This window comes from Cocleimonas sp. KMM 6892 (assembly GCF_035798195.1).
Classification (GTDB): domain Bacteria; phylum Pseudomonadota; class Gammaproteobacteria; order Thiotrichales; family Thiotrichaceae; genus Cocleimonas; species Cocleimonas flava.
The window spans coordinates 808,086-825,238 of sequence record NZ_JAPFBV010000001.1 but is presented as its reverse complement, the minus strand read 5'-3'; the positions used below and the strand labels follow the sequence as shown (position 1 = coordinate 825,238).

At 41.6% G+C, this 17,153-nt stretch carries 13 protein-coding genes and 1 riboswitch; of the genes, 6 read left to right on the top strand and 7 right to left on the bottom strand.

Annotated features, from left to right (window positions below):
* Nucleotides 1–30: 30 nt before the first annotated feature.
* The 4 genes from pyk to tkt form a co-directional block, all read right to left on the bottom strand.
* Nucleotides 31–1,479 carry a pyruvate kinase gene (gene pyk, locus OO007_RS03790; RefSeq protein WP_325807805.1) on the bottom strand — a complete coding sequence of 483 codons (1,449 nt, stop codon included), beginning with the start codon at nucleotides 1,477–1,479 and terminating at the stop codon, nucleotides 31–33.
* 55 nt (nucleotides 1,480–1,534) lie between these two features.
* Entirely contained in the window at nucleotides 1,535–2,716 is a 1,182-nt protein-coding gene (locus OO007_RS03785) for a phosphoglycerate kinase (RefSeq protein ID WP_325807804.1), read from the bottom strand.
* Between the two features lie 162 nt (nucleotides 2,717–2,878).
* Entirely contained in the window at nucleotides 2,879–3,877 is a 999-nt protein-coding gene (gene gap, locus OO007_RS03780; protein WP_325807803.1) for a type I glyceraldehyde-3-phosphate dehydrogenase, read from the bottom strand.
* A gap of 88 nt (nucleotides 3,878–3,965) precedes the next feature.
* Nucleotides 3,966–5,966, bottom strand: coding sequence for a transketolase (tkt, locus tag OO007_RS03775; protein WP_325807802.1), 2,001 nt, complete (start codon nucleotides 5,964–5,966; stop codon nucleotides 3,966–3,968).
* Between the two features lie 585 nt (nucleotides 5,967–6,551).
* Nucleotides 6,552–6,664: riboswitch (S-adenosyl-L-homocysteine riboswitch) on the top strand.
* Between the two features lie 18 nt (nucleotides 6,665–6,682).
* Between tkt and metK the strand changes: the two genes are divergently transcribed.
* The 3 genes from metK (at nucleotide 6,683) to metF (ending at nucleotide 10,487) form a co-directional block, all read left to right on the top strand.
* Complete coding sequence (metK, locus tag OO007_RS03770; RefSeq protein ID WP_131904674.1) at nucleotides 6,683–7,837, top strand: methionine adenosyltransferase; 1,155 nt, start codon at nucleotides 6,683–6,685, stop codon at nucleotides 7,835–7,837.
* Between the two features lie 130 nt (nucleotides 7,838–7,967).
* Entirely contained in the window at nucleotides 7,968–9,368 is a 1,401-nt protein-coding gene (ahcY, locus tag OO007_RS03765) for an adenosylhomocysteinase (RefSeq protein WP_325807801.1), read from the top strand.
* A 276-nt stretch (nucleotides 9,369–9,644) separates the two neighbouring features.
* Nucleotides 9,645–10,487 carry a methylenetetrahydrofolate reductase [NAD(P)H] gene (metF, locus tag OO007_RS03760; protein ID WP_131904672.1) on the top strand — a complete coding sequence of 281 codons (843 nt, stop codon included), beginning with the start codon at nucleotides 9,645–9,647 and terminating at the stop codon, nucleotides 10,485–10,487.
* Between the two features lie 127 nt (nucleotides 10,488–10,614).
* Here the strand turns inward: metF and OO007_RS03755 are convergent, their stop codons facing one another.
* Nucleotides 10,615–11,754, bottom strand: coding sequence for a DUF1501 domain-containing protein (locus OO007_RS03755; RefSeq protein WP_325807800.1), 1,140 nt, complete (start codon nucleotides 11,752–11,754; stop codon nucleotides 10,615–10,617).
* A 37-nt stretch (nucleotides 11,755–11,791) separates the two neighbouring features.
* Nucleotides 11,792–13,081: a DUF1800 domain-containing protein gene (locus OO007_RS03750; RefSeq protein WP_325807799.1), complete on the bottom strand. Its 1,290-nt coding sequence runs from the start codon at nucleotides 13,079–13,081 to the stop codon at nucleotides 11,792–11,794.
* A gap of 188 nt (nucleotides 13,082–13,269) precedes the next feature.
* Between OO007_RS03750 and OO007_RS03745 the strand changes: the two genes are divergently transcribed.
* Nucleotides 13,270–13,599, top strand: a complete 330-nt coding sequence (locus tag OO007_RS03745; protein WP_131904669.1) for a hypothetical protein — start codon at nucleotides 13,270–13,272, stop codon at nucleotides 13,597–13,599.
* Between the two features lie 12 nt (nucleotides 13,600–13,611).
* Here the strand turns inward: OO007_RS03745 and OO007_RS03740 are convergent, their stop codons facing one another.
* Complete coding sequence (locus OO007_RS03740; protein WP_325807798.1) at nucleotides 13,612–14,211, bottom strand: response regulator transcription factor; 600 nt, start codon at nucleotides 14,209–14,211, stop codon at nucleotides 13,612–13,614.
* 329 nt (nucleotides 14,212–14,540) lie between these two features.
* On the opposite strand from OO007_RS03740, the gene typA reads away from it, so the two are divergent.
* Both typA and OO007_RS03730 read left to right on the top strand, forming a co-directional pair.
* Nucleotides 14,541–16,358 carry a translational GTPase TypA gene (typA, locus tag OO007_RS03735; protein ID WP_131904667.1) on the top strand — a complete coding sequence of 606 codons (1,818 nt, stop codon included), beginning with the start codon at nucleotides 14,541–14,543 and terminating at the stop codon, nucleotides 16,356–16,358.
* A 195-nt stretch (nucleotides 16,359–16,553) separates the two neighbouring features.
* Nucleotides 16,554–17,138, top strand: a complete 585-nt coding sequence (locus OO007_RS03730; RefSeq protein ID WP_325807797.1) for a DUF1007 family protein — start codon at nucleotides 16,554–16,556, stop codon at nucleotides 17,136–17,138.
* Nucleotides 17,139–17,153: the final 15 nt, after the last annotated feature.

Below are 17,153 nucleotides of genomic sequence, written 5' to 3'. Positions count from 1 at the left end.
TATAAATAGCAAAAACAACCTTCAAGTGGTTTAACCGTTGTGATGTTCTCCAACTCGAATTACTTTCATTTGATTGGTGCCGCCATCTGATCCTGTTCCTAGTAAATCGCCTTTTGTGACAATCACCAAATCACCATCTTTTACTATTTTTTCTACCACCAAGTGTTCAACTACTATGCGATTAGCCTGCAATGGATCACTTAAAGGTTCATGTACCCAAACAGGATAAACACCACGATACATACTCACTTTACGACAGGTTTTCTTATGCGTAGTCATGGCATATATTGGAATTCCCGAGCTGATACGAGACATCCATAGTGCTGTAGAACCAGATTCAGTTAAGGCACCAATACCTTTCACACCCATATGATTTGCGGCATACATTGTCGACATGGCGATGGCTTCATCAATTCGCTGGAAACGCTTGCCAATACGATGCCTGGATTTCTTCTGTGAAGTAGATTGCTCTGCTTCTATACAAATATTAGCCATCGCAGAAACAACTTTTGCCGGGTGTTTACCAACAGCTGTTTCGCCAGATAGCATTACTGCATCAGTGCCATCCATTACGGCATTAGCGACGTCAAATACCTCCGCTCTTGTCGGAATTGTATTATCAATCATTGTCTCCATCATCTGTGTTGCTGTAATTACCGCACAGTTGAGGTTTCTCGCACGTTTGATCAGCTTTTTCTGCATCAAAGGCAAATTAGCGTCACCAATCTCGACACCCAAATCGCCTCTGGCAACCATGATCACATCAGATGCACTAATAATGTCGTCTAAAGTAGGTTGTTCTACTGCTTCTGCTCGTTCAATTTTTGCGACAAGCGCGGCATCTCCACCAGCATCTTGCATTAATAATCGAGCATACTCTATGTCTGCTGCACTTCTTGGAAATGATACCGCTAAAAAATCAACGCCTATTTTGGCAGCTGTTTTTATATCTTCTTTGTCTTTTTCCGTTAACGCTTCAGCTGAGATACCACCACCGCGTTTATTGATGCCTTTATTATTAGAAAGGTCACCACCAACCAAGACCTTGGTGTGAATTTCTTCTCCGATTACATCCGTGACGGCTAACACAATTCTGCCATCATCGAGTAACAGTTCATCACCCTTGTAAACGTCATTAGGCAGATCTTTATAAGCAATGCCTACACGCTGTGTAGTTCCTGATGACTTATCCAGTGCCGCATCGAGAATAAATGAGTCACCAGCGATAATGGTAACCTTATCGTTTACAAAACGATCGATACGAATTTTAGGTCCTTGTAAGTCACCTAAAATGCCGACAGACCAACCCAGTTTATCAGCAATATCCCGGACCATTTTTACACGACGGATATGGTCTTCGACCTCGCCGTGAGAAAAATTCATTCGTACAACGTCTACGCCTGCACGTATCATTGCCTCAACAGATTCTGGAGTGTCCGTTGCCGGCCCCATTGTTGCTACTATCTTAGTTCGTCTCATGATTAATATATGCTAGTAAAAAATCAGATTATAAAGTGACTTCATTACTAAAATATTAACCCTTCGCTCGTTCTTCTAGCATTGCAACCACAGGTAGTTTTTTGCCTTCCAAAAACTCAAGGAATGAACCGCCACCAGTAGAAATATATGAAACTTTATCTGCAATATCATATTTATCAACTGCTGCCAGTGTGTCACCACCGCCAGCGACGGAGAAGCCTTTTGACTCAGCTATCGCCATTGCAATCGCTTTAGTGCCTTCACCAAATTGGTCAAATTCGAAAACACCCACAGGACCATTCCAAACGATTGTGCCAGCATTTTTAATGACGTCAGCAAGTTCTGCCGCTGATTTTGGGCCGATATCAAAAATCATATCGTCATCAGAGACATCGCTAACGTCTTTGACGGTAGCTTCTGCCGTTTCTGAAAACTCTTTACCGCAAACCACATCGATAGGTACCGGAATGTCACCACCGTTTGCTTGTGCCGCAGCTTTTAGGTTTTTGGCAGTTTCTACCAAATCTTCTTCGTACAGTGACTTCCCAACATTGTGACCTTCAGCCGCAATAAAGGTATTCGCGATTCCACCACCAACGATTAATTGATCTACAACTTTTGATAGAGATTCTAAAACCGTTAATTTTGTCGATACTTTAGAACCACCAACCAGTGCCACCATTGGGCGAGCTGGATTATCCAGTGCTTTGCCTAAGGCTTCTAATTCGCCAGCCAGTAAAGGGCCCGCAGCTGCAGTAGGTGCAAATTGACCAGCACCGTGCGTTGAAGCCTGAGCGCGATGTGCAGTACCGAATGCATCCATTACGTAGATATCGCAAAGTGCTGCATATTGTTTTGATAGTGTTTCATCATTGGCTTTTTCGCCTTTATTGAAACGTACGTTTTCTAATAAAACGACTTCGCCGTTAGCGACTTCTGGTGTTGTTTCTAGATAATCAGTGATTAATCGAACATCGGTGCCGAGCAGTCCACCTAAATGTTTAGCAACGGGTGCTAGTGAAAACTCTTCTTCAGGAGAGCCTTCTGTAGGGCGACCCAAATGTGACATGATCATGACTTTGGCACCTGCTGCAAGTGCCTTTTGAATGGTTGGTAACGATGCACGAATACGTTTGTCAGATGTTACTTTGCCATCTTTAACGGGGACATTGAGATCTTGGCGAATAAGAACACGCTTGCCAGCAAGGTCTAAGTCAGTCATTTTGATTACAGACACAGAGAATCTCCTATTAATTTTTAGATTGATTAAATAAAGAAACTAGCAAGGTATCTAAAGCCACCCCCCTACTTACAAGGGCTTTTTTAGGAAAGGCAGACCAGCCTGCTTATTTAAGCAATCTGTGGGTATGCTAGGCATACCCACAAATAAACAATGCTATTAAGCGATATGATCAACCAAACGAAGCATGTTACAAGTGTAACCATACTCGTTGTCGTACCATGAAACGACTTTAACGAATGTGTCGTCTAGTGCAATACCAGCGCCAGCGTCAAAGATAGAAGAAGCGCTAATACCACGGAAGTCTGATGATACAACTTTCTCTTCTGTGTACTGTAACGTGCCTTTCATAGAACCTTCAGATGCTTCTTTGATTGCCGCACAAATTTCTTCGTAGCTTGCTGGCTTGTCTAGCTCACAAGTAAGGTCAACCACAGAAACGTCAACAGATGGGATACGGAAAGCCATACCAGTCAGTTTGCCGTTAAGCTCAGGAAGAACAACACCTACTGCTTTAGCAGCACCTGTTGAAGATGGGATAATGTTTTCAAATACAGAACGGCCACCACGCCAATCTTTTGTTGAAGGACCATCAACGGTTTTCTGTGAAGCTGTTGCAGCATGCACAGTTGTCATCAAACCACGCTTAAGACCCCAGTTATCGTTAATAACTTTAGCCACTGGCGCAAGACAGTTAGTAGTACATGAAGCGGCAGAAATAATCGCTTGTCCGTCATATTCGTCATGGTTAACACCGTATACAAACATTGGTGTACCGTCTTTAGAAGGCGCAGATTGAACAACCTTCTTTGCGCCAGCATCGATATGTGCCTGACAGCTTTCTTCAGTAAGGAAGAATCCAGTACAATCAAGAACCACGTCTACGTCAACATCGCCCCACTTAAGGTCCGCAGGATTGCGTTCAGCTGTTAAACGGATTTTGTTACCATCAACCGTGAAAGAACTATCATCTACATCTGTTACTTCACCATCAAAACGTCCATGAGCCGTATCATACTTAAGCATGTATGCGAGGTAATCGTTATCAAGCAAGTCATTGATTCCAACTACTTCAAGGCTAGGAAAGTCTTTTTTGATCGCACGAAATACCATACGTCCGATACGTCCAAAACCGTTAATGCCGACTTTTGTTGTCATGGGTTTCTCCTCAGAAAAATATAAAAAAATTGATAAAAGATAAAAACAATAGCGCCCCGGTTAAATCGGGGCGTATTGGATAATTTGTTTAGGCTACTTCGTTAATAGCGTTAACTACATTGTCTACCGTAAAGCCAAAATATTCAAATAAGTCAGGTGCTGGAGCAGATTCACCAAAAGTCGTCATGCCGATGACTTTACCGTTGGTGCCAACGTACTTCCACCATCCGTCCATAATCGCTGCTTCTACTGCTACGCGAGCGGTTACAGCAGCGGGTAATACTGACTCTTTATAAGCATCATCTTGCGCTTCATACATATCAACTGAAGGCATTGATACAACACGTACTTTTTTATCAGAGGCTTCAGCTGCTTTTACGGCTAGATCTACTTCAGAACCTGTTGCGATGACAATGGCATCAGGCGTTCCATCAGTATCCACCAGAATATAGCCACCTTTTTCGATATTAGCAATTTGTTCTGCTGAACGAGGTTGGTGTGCAAGGTTCTGTCTAGAATAGATTAATGTGGTAGGCCCATTATTTCTTTCGATTGCATGTTTCCATGAAACAGCAGTTTCGACAGCATCACAAGTACGCCAAACTGACATATTAGGAATCATACGTAGTGTAGGAATTTGCTCAACAGCCTGGTGAGTCGGACCATCTTCACCTAATCCAATTGAGTCATGGGTGTACACAAAGATGCTTTGAATCTTCATTAATGCTGCCATGCGTAATGCATTACGTGCATATTCTGAGAACATCAGGAAGGTTGCACCGTAAGGTACCAATCCGCCGTGTAATGTAACGCCGTTCATAATGGCTGACATGCCAAATTCACGCACACCGTAAGAGATATAGTTTCCAGCGAAATTCATCTCTTTAGAACCATTGTTATCGTTAATCTTAACGCTGGTTTCGCTAAAGGTGTTATTTGATGGTGTTAAATCGGCAGAACCGCCGAGTAGCTCAGGTAGCATCGGTGAGAATGCATTTAATGACATTTTTGATGAGATACGTGTTGCTTGAGTTGGTGCAGCTTCATTAATGTCTGCAATTGCCTTTGCCGCAAATTCATCCCAACCAATTGGAAGTTCACCGGCCATGCGGCGTTCAAATTCTGATGCTTCTTCAGGATATGCTTCACTGTATGCTGCGAATTTAGCATTCCATTCGTTTTCAGCCACAGTACCGGCTTCTTTTGCATCCCACCCTGCGTAAACTTCTGCTGGAATCTCAAACGGAGGATAATCCCAACCCAGATTCTTACGGGTAGCAGCAATTTCTTCCGCGCCTAGCGCTTCACCATGCACATGGTGTCCACCTTCTTTATTTGGTGCTCCTTTACCTATGACTGTTTTACAACAAATAAGCGAAGGTCTATCAGATGCATCAATCGCTGCTTGTGTTGCTGCTTTGATTGCTTCTGGATCATGTCCATCAATAGATTGTACATGCCAGCCGTATGCTTCAAAACGCTTTGGCGTATCATCGATAAACCAACCATCAACATTTCCATCGATAGAGATGTCGTTATCATCGTAGAAGCAAATCATTTTACCTAAACCAAATGATCCCGCTAATGAACACGCTTCATGAGAAATGCCTTCCATTAAACAACCATCACCCAGGAATACATAAGTATTGTGATCAACAATTTCATGACCGTCTTTGTTGAATTGCGCTGCCATGACTTTTTCTGCCAATGCAAAACCAACAGCATTAGTGATGCCTTGACCCAATGGACCAGTTGTTGTTTCTATACCTGGCGCATAACCATATTCTGGATGACCCGGTGTTTTAGAGTGTAATTTACGGAAAGACTTAAGATCATCAATAGATAAATCATAACCCGTTAAATGAAGAACGGAATACGGCAACATAGAGCCATGTCCATTAGACATAATAAAGCGATCGCGGTCAGCCCAGTTTGGGTTAGTTGGATTGTGCTTCATAAAGTCGTTATAAAGTACTTCGGCGATATCTGCCATTCCCATCGGTGCACCAGGATGGCCAGAGTTAGGAATTTGTATGGCGTCCATGGTAAGGGCACGGATGGCGTTAGCCAGAGTTGCGCGATTAGACATTAAGCTCTCCTTAGATTGTGTTAGCTTTAAATCAGTATTAATCAGGTTTAAAAATAGTATCGATAATATATTTCTGTATAGCTTAAACCTTTCATTAGGTGCATAAGCCACATAGAAATCTATTATTTAACTGGAGTTATACTTTAATCATATAAGATAAAACACGTTATAAAATCTGATGTTTACTATAGTTGAAAGGGACAGATGGCACATTCTGTTGCAATTCAACGTTTAACGAAACTAAATATTACCTGCTTATTATATAAGGGTTGCTTATGTATATCGGTATTTTTGAAAATAAACTTAGACTCCTATGCTCGAAAAATAGATAACGTAATTATCATCAACGAGTAACCATTCCTGTCGTTATAAACAAAGACCATCAACACTTAAATATCCAAATAAGCCTTACCTTAAAACGTTCGTCAAAGTAGGGGGGTGGATTATTTAGAGGCCATATTGTGCTGGACTTAGCCTTACTGAGCAACCTCTAATCAGAGGTATTCTAAGGAAGTTTAAGCGGTACATCCTTTGTCACTAAGGGTACTAGAAATTAATTTTCTTTTGGTATAGAATGTTGCCCCCTTGCTTGAGGAGCGTTGCAATCCGATATTTTTTTCAAAATATTAGACTAGGCTCAAGCTAATTAGATAGACCGTGACGGCTGTTTAATGAATATGCAACGACGCTCAGCTAATATTTAAGGAGAACTTAATATGGCTGGGAATCATTTATTCACATCCGAGTCGGTTTCTGGGGGTCACCCCGACAAGTTGGCAGATCAAATTTCTGATGCTGTCCTTGATGCAATTCTAGAACAAGATACAGATGCACGTGTAGCCTGCGAGACTATGGCTAAGACGGGCATGATCATTCTTGCTGGTGAAGTAACTACTAGCGCTGTTGTCGATTATGAAAAAATCGTACGTGATACAGTTAAAGAAATCGGTTACACCAGTTCAGAAATTGGTTTTGACGGCGATTCATGTGCCGTTATTAACGCACTAGGTCAACAATCACCTGACATCGCAATGGGTGTAGACCGCGAAGACAAAGAATCACAAGGCGCTGGAGATCAAGGCTTAATGTTTGGTTACGCAAGTAACGAAACTGATGTTTTGATGCCTGCTCCAATCACCTATTCACACCTTTTGGTTGCAAAACAAGCTGAGCTAATGAAAAACGGCACGCTTCCTTTCTTGCGCCCAGATGCTAAGAGCCAGGTAACTTTCCGTTACGAAGGCGACAAGCCAGTTGCTATCGATGCGGTTGTACTTTCAACGCAACACAGCCCTGACATTAGTCTTGCTGATCTTCAAGAAGCCGTTATGGAAGAAATCGTTAAACCGGTTTTACCTGCTGAATGGTTAAATGCAGATACGCTTTACCACATCAACCCAACAGGTAACTTCGTTATCGGTGGTCCAGTGGGCGATTGTGGTCTTACAGGTCGTAAAATCATCGTTGATACTTACGGTGGAATGGCGCGTCACGGTGGCGGTGCATTCTCTGGTAAAGACCCATCAAAAGTTGACCGTTCTGCTGCATACGCTGGTCGTTATGTCGCTAAAAATATTGTTGCTGCTGGTCTTGCTGAGCGTTGTGAAATTCAGGTTTCTTACGCAATCGGTGTTGCTGAGCCAACGTCAATCTCTATCGAAACATTCGGTACTGGCACTATTTCTGATGAGAAAATCGAAGCACTGGTTCGTGAAAACTTCGACCTACGTCCTTACGGCATTATGACAATGCTGGATTTACTCAAGCCTATCTACAAGCAAACTGCTGCTTACGGTCACTTCGGTCGTGAGAACATCGGTTTACCTTGGGAAAAGACTGACCGAGCTGAAGCACTAAAAGCTAGCGTTTAATCTATTTGCTACTTTTCTGAGGAACGCTGCACCGGATTGCTTAATCAGTAATCATGGGAGGCTCAGAAAAGTAGCTAAAACTTTCAACTGCGTTCCTAAATTTTTACTTTAAATTTAATAGGAAAATATCATGACTAAAGCACAAGATTATATTATCGCTGATATAACACTCGCAGATTGGGGTCGTAAAGAACTCAATATCGCAGAAAATGAAATGCCTGGTTTAATGGCATTACGTGAAAAGCACGGTACAGACAAGCCTTTAAAAGGTGCTCGTATTGCTGGCTCTTTACACATGACTATTCAGACAGCTGTTCTTATCGAAACATTAACTGCATTAGGTGCAGAAGTTCGTTGGGCAACGTGTAACATCTTCTCTACTCAAGACCACGCTGCTGCTGCAATCGCTGCATCGGGTGTTCCTGTATTCGCGGTTAAAGGCGAAACACTGGATGAGTACTGGGACTACTGCCACAGAATTTTTGAATGGCATGATGGCGGCACTCCAAACATGATTCTTGATGATGGTGGCGACGCTACGGGTTTAATCGAGTTAGGTGTTAAAGCTGAAAAAGATATCTCTGTACTGGATAACCCAGGCAGTGAAGAAGAAATCTGCATGTTCAACTCTATCAAAGAGAAATTGAAGATAGATCCAACATGGTACTCAAACATTCGTCCTAACATTCAAGGTGTTACGGAAGAAACAACTACGGGTGTACATCGTTTATACGAAATGGTTAAAAAGGGCGAGCTAGCTTACCCAGCAATCAACGTAAACGATTCTGTCACTAAGTCTAAGTTTGATAACCTATACGGTTGTCGCGAGTCTTTGGTTGACGGTATCAAGCGTGCTACTGACGTAATGATCGCAGGTAAAATTGCTGTTGTACTTGGTTACGGTGACGTTGGTAAAGGTTGTGCACAATCACTACGTGGTTTAGGCGCTACTGTTTGGGTTACTGAAATCGATCCAATTTGTGCACTTCAAGCAGCAATGGAAGGCTACCGCGTTGTAAATATGGATGACGTAGCAGCACAAGTTGATATCGTTGTAACAGCGACTGGTAACTTCAATGTAATTACTGAAGAGCACATGCTACAGATGAAGCATGAGACTATCGTTTGTAACATCGGTCACTTCGATAACGAAATCGCTGTTGCAGATATGGAAAAATACGAGTGGGAAAACATCAAACCACAAGTTGACCACATCATTTTACCTAGCGGCAACCGCATCATTCTTCTTGCTCAAGGTCGTTTAGTAAACCTGGGTTGTGCAACTGGACACCCAAGTTTCGTAATGTCAGCTTCTTTCACTAACCAGGTGTTAGCGCAGATCGAAATTTTCTGTCATGGCGAAAAGTACGAGAACGACGTTTACATGCTACCAAAAGCATTGGACGAAGAAGTTGCTCGTCTTCACCTTGAAAAAATTGGTGCAAACTTAACTGAATTAACGTCAGTTCAGGCTGATTACATCAGTGTTGATAAAGCGGGTCCTTACAAAGTTGAGCATTACCGTTACTAGTAGTTAGTTTTATAAAGTACACCCCCCCACTTACAGGCATATTTTTTAAAAAACTGCCCTAAAGTGGGGGGGTGTCATTAGTAGTACTTTATATTTCAGAAATCTTTTCGTCATCACCCGGCGAATCTAAATACGTTTCATTTCCCAGTTTTTCATATTAATGATAAAACAACCTCGGATATTGTCTGAGTTTTATGAAAAAGATGAAGATTTTCATCGTATTTTTTACAGTCATTATGTTGCGCAAAGATTTCAACTTAACTAGGAGTAATAACCATGAAAGACCATTCATATAGCTTTGAGTTCTTCCCTCCTAAAACTGAAGTTGGTGTTGAAAAACTCTCACAAGTTAGCAAAGAATTATCTCACTATAATCCAGCGTTCTATTCTGTTACCTACGGCGCAGGCGGAACAACACAAGATGCGACAAAAGGAACGGTTCTCAGTATTCAGAAAGAGACGGGAATTGCCACAGCACCACATCTTTCCTGTATCGGTTCTGAGAAAGAACAAATTCGTCAAATGCTGAACGATTATAAAGACAACGGAATTAATCGTATCGTAGCATTACGCGGTGATTTACCATCAGGTATGTTTGAAATTGGTGATTTTCACTATGCCAATGAGCTGGTTGAATTTATTCGTGCAGAAACTGGTGATCACTTTCAAATTGAAATCGCTGCTTATCCTGAAAAACATCCGCAGGCTAAAAACTTTGATGCAGATATCGAAAATTTTGGTCGTAAAGCAAAAGCGGGCGCAGACCGTGCAATTACACAATACTTTTTCAATGCTGATGCTTACTTCCATTTTATGGATAGTTTAGAAAAAGCACAGATTGATATTCCGGTGATGCCTGGAATTATGCCAATTACTAATTTTTCACAGATGGCGCGTTTTTCTGATGCAATTGGTGCTGAAATTCCACGTTGGTTACGTATGCGTTTTGAATCATACGGTGACGATGTTGAATCGATACAGAAACTGGGCAATGAGTTTGTCACTGGAATGTGTGAGCGTTTACTGGAACAAGGTGTACCGGGTTTGCATTTCTATTCGATGAATAGAGTCGAGCCAAGTTTAGCTATCTGGAATAACTTAGGGCTTTCTGAGGCTTAAATTCCATTATCTAAAAAATATAGATAAAAAATATGCTTATAAGTAGGGGGGTGGCTTTAGTTGTTTTAAAAACACCTAAAGCCACCCCCCCCTATTTTATGTGTTTTCTATCTAACTATTTCAGTATTTAAACAAACGGAATTGGTCTGAATTGTTTTTCCCAGGGGTTCGGTCTTCTCCACCAGCGCTGCGCTAACGTCGCATACACTTCACGGAAATCTACCGTGTGAATCAAATCACCGTCGTGTAATTTATCTGGCGATAAGCTTGGCTGTTTTCCATACATACCACCACGCACTCGTCCGCCAATAGCAAAATGTGGTGCTGCTGAACCATGATCTGTTCCGCCACTGTTGTTTTCGGCAACGCGACGACCAAATTCAGAATACGTAATAACCATCACATTGTTCCACAGTCCTGCACGTTTCATTGCTTGAGAAAATGCCTGTAAGCCACCACCTAAGTGATTCATCAGATTATTATGCTGATCTACCTGTGAGGCATGCGTATCAAAACCTTCCAGTGAAACTTTGTAAACTGGCGTATCCATACCGTTAATGATCATTTGAGTGACTTGCTCAAGTTTGCGACCAAAACGACTGGGCGGAAATCTAACCGGAGAGCGTTTGCCTTTGTGAATTCGTCCTAATTCTTGTGCTGCAGTATTGATTTGATTTTGCACATTCAGCATATGCGCCAATGAAGAATTGGCTGGTTTAAACCCTTTTTTGTTTAAATACTTTGTTTGACGTAAAAAGGTTTTTGGGTCTTCCATAGCAACAGCTGAACTGTTTGCTCCCGACATTGGACCAAGATTGTTATCTCCTAATACAATGCCATTAACGGCGTTGTTACGTGGCGGTAAAACTCTTGATAACCAACCGCGTGATTCATTATTTTTGGTAGAAGCGGTTTCCCATATATCGATAGAATGAAAATGAGAACGACTCGGATTGCTGTAACCAACACCCTGAATCCATGCCATGTGGCCTTCTTTCCAGAGCGGCAATAAGTTTTTCAGGTAAGGATTCATTGCCATATTATCTCGCAATGGAATGCCATTTTTTACGCGGAGTGTGGGCCTGGCGCGATGATAATCTGCATCTCTAAAAGGGATGAGTGTGTTAAGACCGTCGTTACCGCCTTTTAACTCAACCATCAAAAGAATTTGATCGGGTCGATTGCCTTGGCCTGCGGCAAATGCGCCGGGAGCCATGCCAGCAAGCGGAACTAAGCTGGCGTATTGTAAAAAATCACGTCTATTCATTATTTGTTATCTTTGTTTTTATCAAAGGTAAGCAGCTCTATTTAAGCTGAAATACCGGATCTAAAATTAACGCACGTACCATGCGTCGCTTTCCCGGCGTAGTAGGTAAAGGTAAAACAGGTGCCAATGGTAACAACCATTGAACAACTTCAGACCCTGTTGTCTTCGGTAAATACGACTGTACTTTTGCCGATGCCTGACTGTGGCGCGTCAATTTATTGAGTAAAGATGTACGTACCAATAATGTTTGCGTATCTATCCAGTCATTGCCTCCTGCCCAACCTTTTACAGTGGGAGGATCAAACAAGTCCTGACCTAAGAGTTGTGAAATGTGCACAAGTTCCGTATCGGGTAATTTAGGGAAAGGTAACGCGCGTAATGTACCTACCAGTAAATCGATGGGTGACTTGGTTAAAGTCCCTTTGTAACGCGGAGACCAAAATGGTTCGCTGTTGAGTACTTCTGAGAATAGTGTTCTGATATTGTAATTTGATTTTCTAAACGCTGCTCCCCAGTTCCGGATGTAGCGATGATCGGGTTGTATATCACTCACAAATTCTTTCCAGAATTTTTCCGCAATGTATTCGGCAGTTCTTGGTTTTTCTAAAATAATATCGATGATTTGATCGCCAGAAAAAGAACCTCGTCGTCCCATAAAAGTTACAGGTCGGGTATCGTGTTGTCTGGCGTCATAAACATAGGTGCCATTAGTACGATTTACACCCCAACCGGTAAAAGCGATGGCCGCAGCTTTGATATCATTCTCGGTATAATGACCTCTACCCAAGGTAAATAACTCGAGTAATTCTCTGGCAAAGTTTTCATTTGGACTGCCTTTCACATTCTCCGAGCCATCAAGGTAAATCAGCATGGCAGGATCTCGTGCGACTTTGTGTAACAATGTGCGAAAGTTACCCATGGCATTATCACGCAGTAGCTTATTCTGATTTAGCATCAGATTCGGTTGCTCTACTTTTTCTAGTGATGAAGTGAAATGGTTGTGCCAGAACAAGGTCATGTGTTCGTTGACAGGAGTGTCTGTTTGCAAGAGATGCAGCATCCACCAGCGCTTTAGTCTTTCACCTTCGCGCATCATCATCTTACGGGCTTGTTTTTTCCCTGCGCCATTGCGCATTCGCATGCGGTTGACATTAGCCCATGGAGTTAGTCTTGGTGCTGGCGGTGTTTTTATGGCAGACGGAGACAGCAGAATGCTAATAGCTTCCGCTCGGGTTTTACCTTCCAATGCTTTTACGCCACCCCACTCTTGCCCTAAAGCAGTCCGTGTAACTAGATGCCGTGTGTCTGAGAAACTCAGCCTTCCCATTCCAATACCCTACCTAAACTACCCCGCAGTATTTATAAGTACCACTTAGTTATTATTACTCGAGACTTGTGCCCAATATACGCTTTGCTTGATTAAGAGATTATGAACGATATTTTGAATCATAACCCCCTCTGACAAGCGGTACTATAAGGCCGACAGTATACCTACACTTATTTTGGAATCAAGGTATGAACATTGATGTAGATCACACGGAAGTTGCTAAGCTAGAGGAAACACTCAATGATTTCAAACAAGAGTGGGAAGAGATACAAAACAAACGCTCACAGACATGGCGTAAGTATTTTGCTATTTGTTTTATTGGCGCTTTAATTGTCTCACTTTTAGTGCCATCGTTCTGGTGGTGTGGCATCTTTGTTATCGGTTATTTTGCCGGATCACTATTCGCCATGTTAAGGCAAAACGCCAAAACAAGTTCACAAATTACAGAACATCAGCAACAGCTTAAACTGGTTAAGCTGTTGCGTAATTTCGAGACTTCACCGTTTTCGGATAGGTGAATAAAACTCAGTTTATATCAGGCCATATCGTTGCGCACTTTTCACCGCTGCTGTCCGGTTGGATACTTTTAAGTGCTTAAACAAATCATGTAAGTGAGCCTTTACGGTATTGGCTGAGATATTTAACTCACTGGCAATCTGCTTATTCAGTAATCCCTGGGACAGTAGGTAAAGCACCTCTTGTTGTCTCGTGGTTACCTGACCATGTATCTCTGTATTTTCAGACAAAGGCTTACATAAATAGGATTCGCCACTTAGCAATTTCTGGACTGCTTCCAACATCACTTCAATTTGACTGCACTTTGAAATAAAGCCTAATGCTCCTTTTTCCATAGCCATCGTTGCAATGGTTGGAGAATCATTGGCCGATATAATTAATACTGGAATTTTACTATCCAGCCTATTTAAATATTCAAAGAGTCGAAAACCTCTGACTCCATCGATATTTATGTCGAGCAATATTAAGTCTGGTTTACCCTTATCTTCAATATAGGCGTAACCGTTGTCTACATTATCTACACATTCTACCTGGTTTGATTCATCATAACTTTCTATAAGATTCTTCAGTCCTTCAGCAAAAAGAATCTGATCATCTATTATTAAGATTTTCATCTGCGCTCCCTCGATCTTCCTTAAGCACCCCCATGCTTTTATTTGATCTAATTAAACTCCACAACTCTCCTTTTTGCAGTTTTTGGCCCGATTTTTTGTTACTTATCTAAACTGTCTTGAAAGTAATATACATAGCGGATGATCAAAGTTATGTGACAAAAGTCACAAATTAAAAATCTATCTGTAATAATTTGTTATATTAACTGAGCGTAGTTCCAAATATAGTGATGAATAAGGGGTATTATTAATGCATAACACCTTGTATAATCGCGCGCCTCGGTTAATTGTGAATGAAATTAACCCTCCTTATATAAATAGAGACTTTTGTCGTGATTGAAAATTTAAGAAATATTGCCATTATTGCCCACGTAGATCATGGTAAAACTACTTTGGTAGATAAAATGTTGGAGCAGTCTGGCACCCTTGGTGATCGCGCTAATGTCTCTGAACGTATGATGGACTCGAATGCCATTGAACAAGAACGTGGTATTACTATCCTTGCAAAAAATACGGCTATCAAATGGAATGATTACCGCATCAACATCGTAGACACACCAGGTCATGCCGACTTTGGTGGTGAGGTTGAACGTGTATTGTCTATGGTTGATTCGGTATTACTACTTGTTGATGCTGTTGATGGCCCAATGCCACAAACACGCTTTGTAACATCAAAAGCTTTCGCAATGGGCTTCAAGCCGATTGTTGTTATTAATAAAATTGACCGTCCGGGTGCACGTCCTGATTGGGCACTTGACCAAACTTTCGAACTATTCGATAAGCTTGGTGCAACTGACGAGCAGTTAGACTTCCCAGTAGTTTATGCATCAGCAATCAATGGCTATGCAGGCATGGAAGATACGGTTGATAGTGGCGACATGACACCGCTATTTCAAACTATCGTAGATAGCGTAAATCACCCTGATGTTGACCCAGATGCACCATTCCAGATGCAGGTAAGTCAGTTAGATTATAATTCTTATACAGGTTTGATCGGTATTGGTCGTATCAAACAGGGTAAGATCAAAAAGAACTCTGCTGTTAAAGTTATTGATGCAGAAGGCAAGATCCGTAACGGTCGTATCCTTCAGCCAATGGGTTTCCACGGACTTGATCGTATCGATGTAGATCACGCACAAGCTGGTGACATCATCGCGTTTACAGGTATGGACAAATTACACATTTCAGACACGTTATGCGATCCTGATAACGTAGTTGCTCTTCCTGCAATGACGGTTGATGAGCCAACAGTAAGCATGACTTTCCAGGTAAACAATTCACCGTTCGCTGGTAAAGAAGGTAAATACGTAACATCAAGAAACATTCAAGAACGTCTAGATGAAGAGCTTTTACACAACGTTGCTTTGCGTGTTGAGCCAGGTGACGACATTGATAAGTTCAGAGTATCGGGTCGTGGTGAATTACACCTTGGTATCTTGATTGAGAATATGCGTCGTGAAGGCTTCGAAGTTGCTGTATCTCGCCCAGAAGTAGTTGTACGTGGTGAAGGTGACAGCCGTGAAGAACCTTATGAGAACTTGACGATCGATATCGAAGAGAATCATCAAGGTAGCATCATGGAGAAGATGGGCGAACGTAAAGGCGCTCTTCAAAACATGGAAACTGATGGTAAAGGACGTATTCGTCTTGAGTATGTAATTCCATCACGTGGCTTGATTGGTTTCCAGACTGAATTCATGACGTTGACTTCTGGAACAGGTTTGATGTATCACTCATTTGATCATTACGGCCCATTCATCAAAGAAGAGATCGGTCAGCGTAGTAGTGGTGTATTGGTTTCTAACGCTACAGGTAAAGCACTAGCATTTGCTATCTTCAACCTTCAAGAGCGCGGTAAGATGTTTATCGATCACGCACAAGAAGTTTACGAAGGTCAGGTAGTGGGTATTCACAGTCGCGATAACGATTTGGTTGTTAACCCTCTTAAGGCAAAACAGTTAAACAATATCCGTGCTGCAGGTACTGATGAAAACTTGATTCTGGTTAAGCCGATTAAATTCACACTTGAGCAAGCGTTAGAGTTTGTTGATGATGATGAGCTTGTAGAAATCACACCAGACAGCATTCGTATTCGTAAGAAAATTCTTAACGAAAGTTTGCGTAAAGCGGCGACTCGTTCTTCAAAGTAAATGTTTCGTCAAATCTTTCATGTTTGACTAAATAGAATATGAAAGATTAAATTTGAAAGAATATACACCTCCCCACTTACAGGCCTTTTTTATTGCCTTTAAGTGGGGTTTTCGTATTAACAATATCCATTTACAAAAATACTATTTGTGTAAATTTGTATTCATTCTATGATCTAACCTTTTGGGCTTTCGTCTATGTTTAAGATCCTATCCTCTTCATTTTTTACCTCCTTATTTGTTCTTTTTGTATTTTCCAGCCAACCAGCTTTTTCGCATGGAATGCATTACGAGGTTCAGCTGAAAAGTGAGCTTCAAGCGAATACTGATGGCCAGATTAGTGGCGTAGGCATGGTTTGGGTTTACGACCCGATAGTTAGTGTCGATATGTTGAAAGATGAGCCCGATCTGACAAAGCTAGGTAAATCAATCAATAACAATCTTGAGCGCTTTAAGTTTTTCACTAAAATCAAATCAGAAGATAAAACGCTAAGCATCGGAAAAGCACAAAATTTTAAACTAGAAGAAGTTAAATACGACAAAGAAACGAATCTACAAATTAGTTTTACCTTGCCGTTTACCTCGCCACCAGCGCTTGGCAGTGTGAAAAAATTAACATTTGATTATTCGGACCCAACTGCAACAGCGATTTTGTATTATGAAAATCCTGCAGATGTAAGCCTAGGGTTTGGCCTGAAAGAAAAATGTAAAACGAGTCTTGAAGAAAAACCCAGTTTTAAAGAAGGTGAGTTTCCTCAGATCGTGACCATTATCTGTTCCTGATTTGCGTTAACGTTT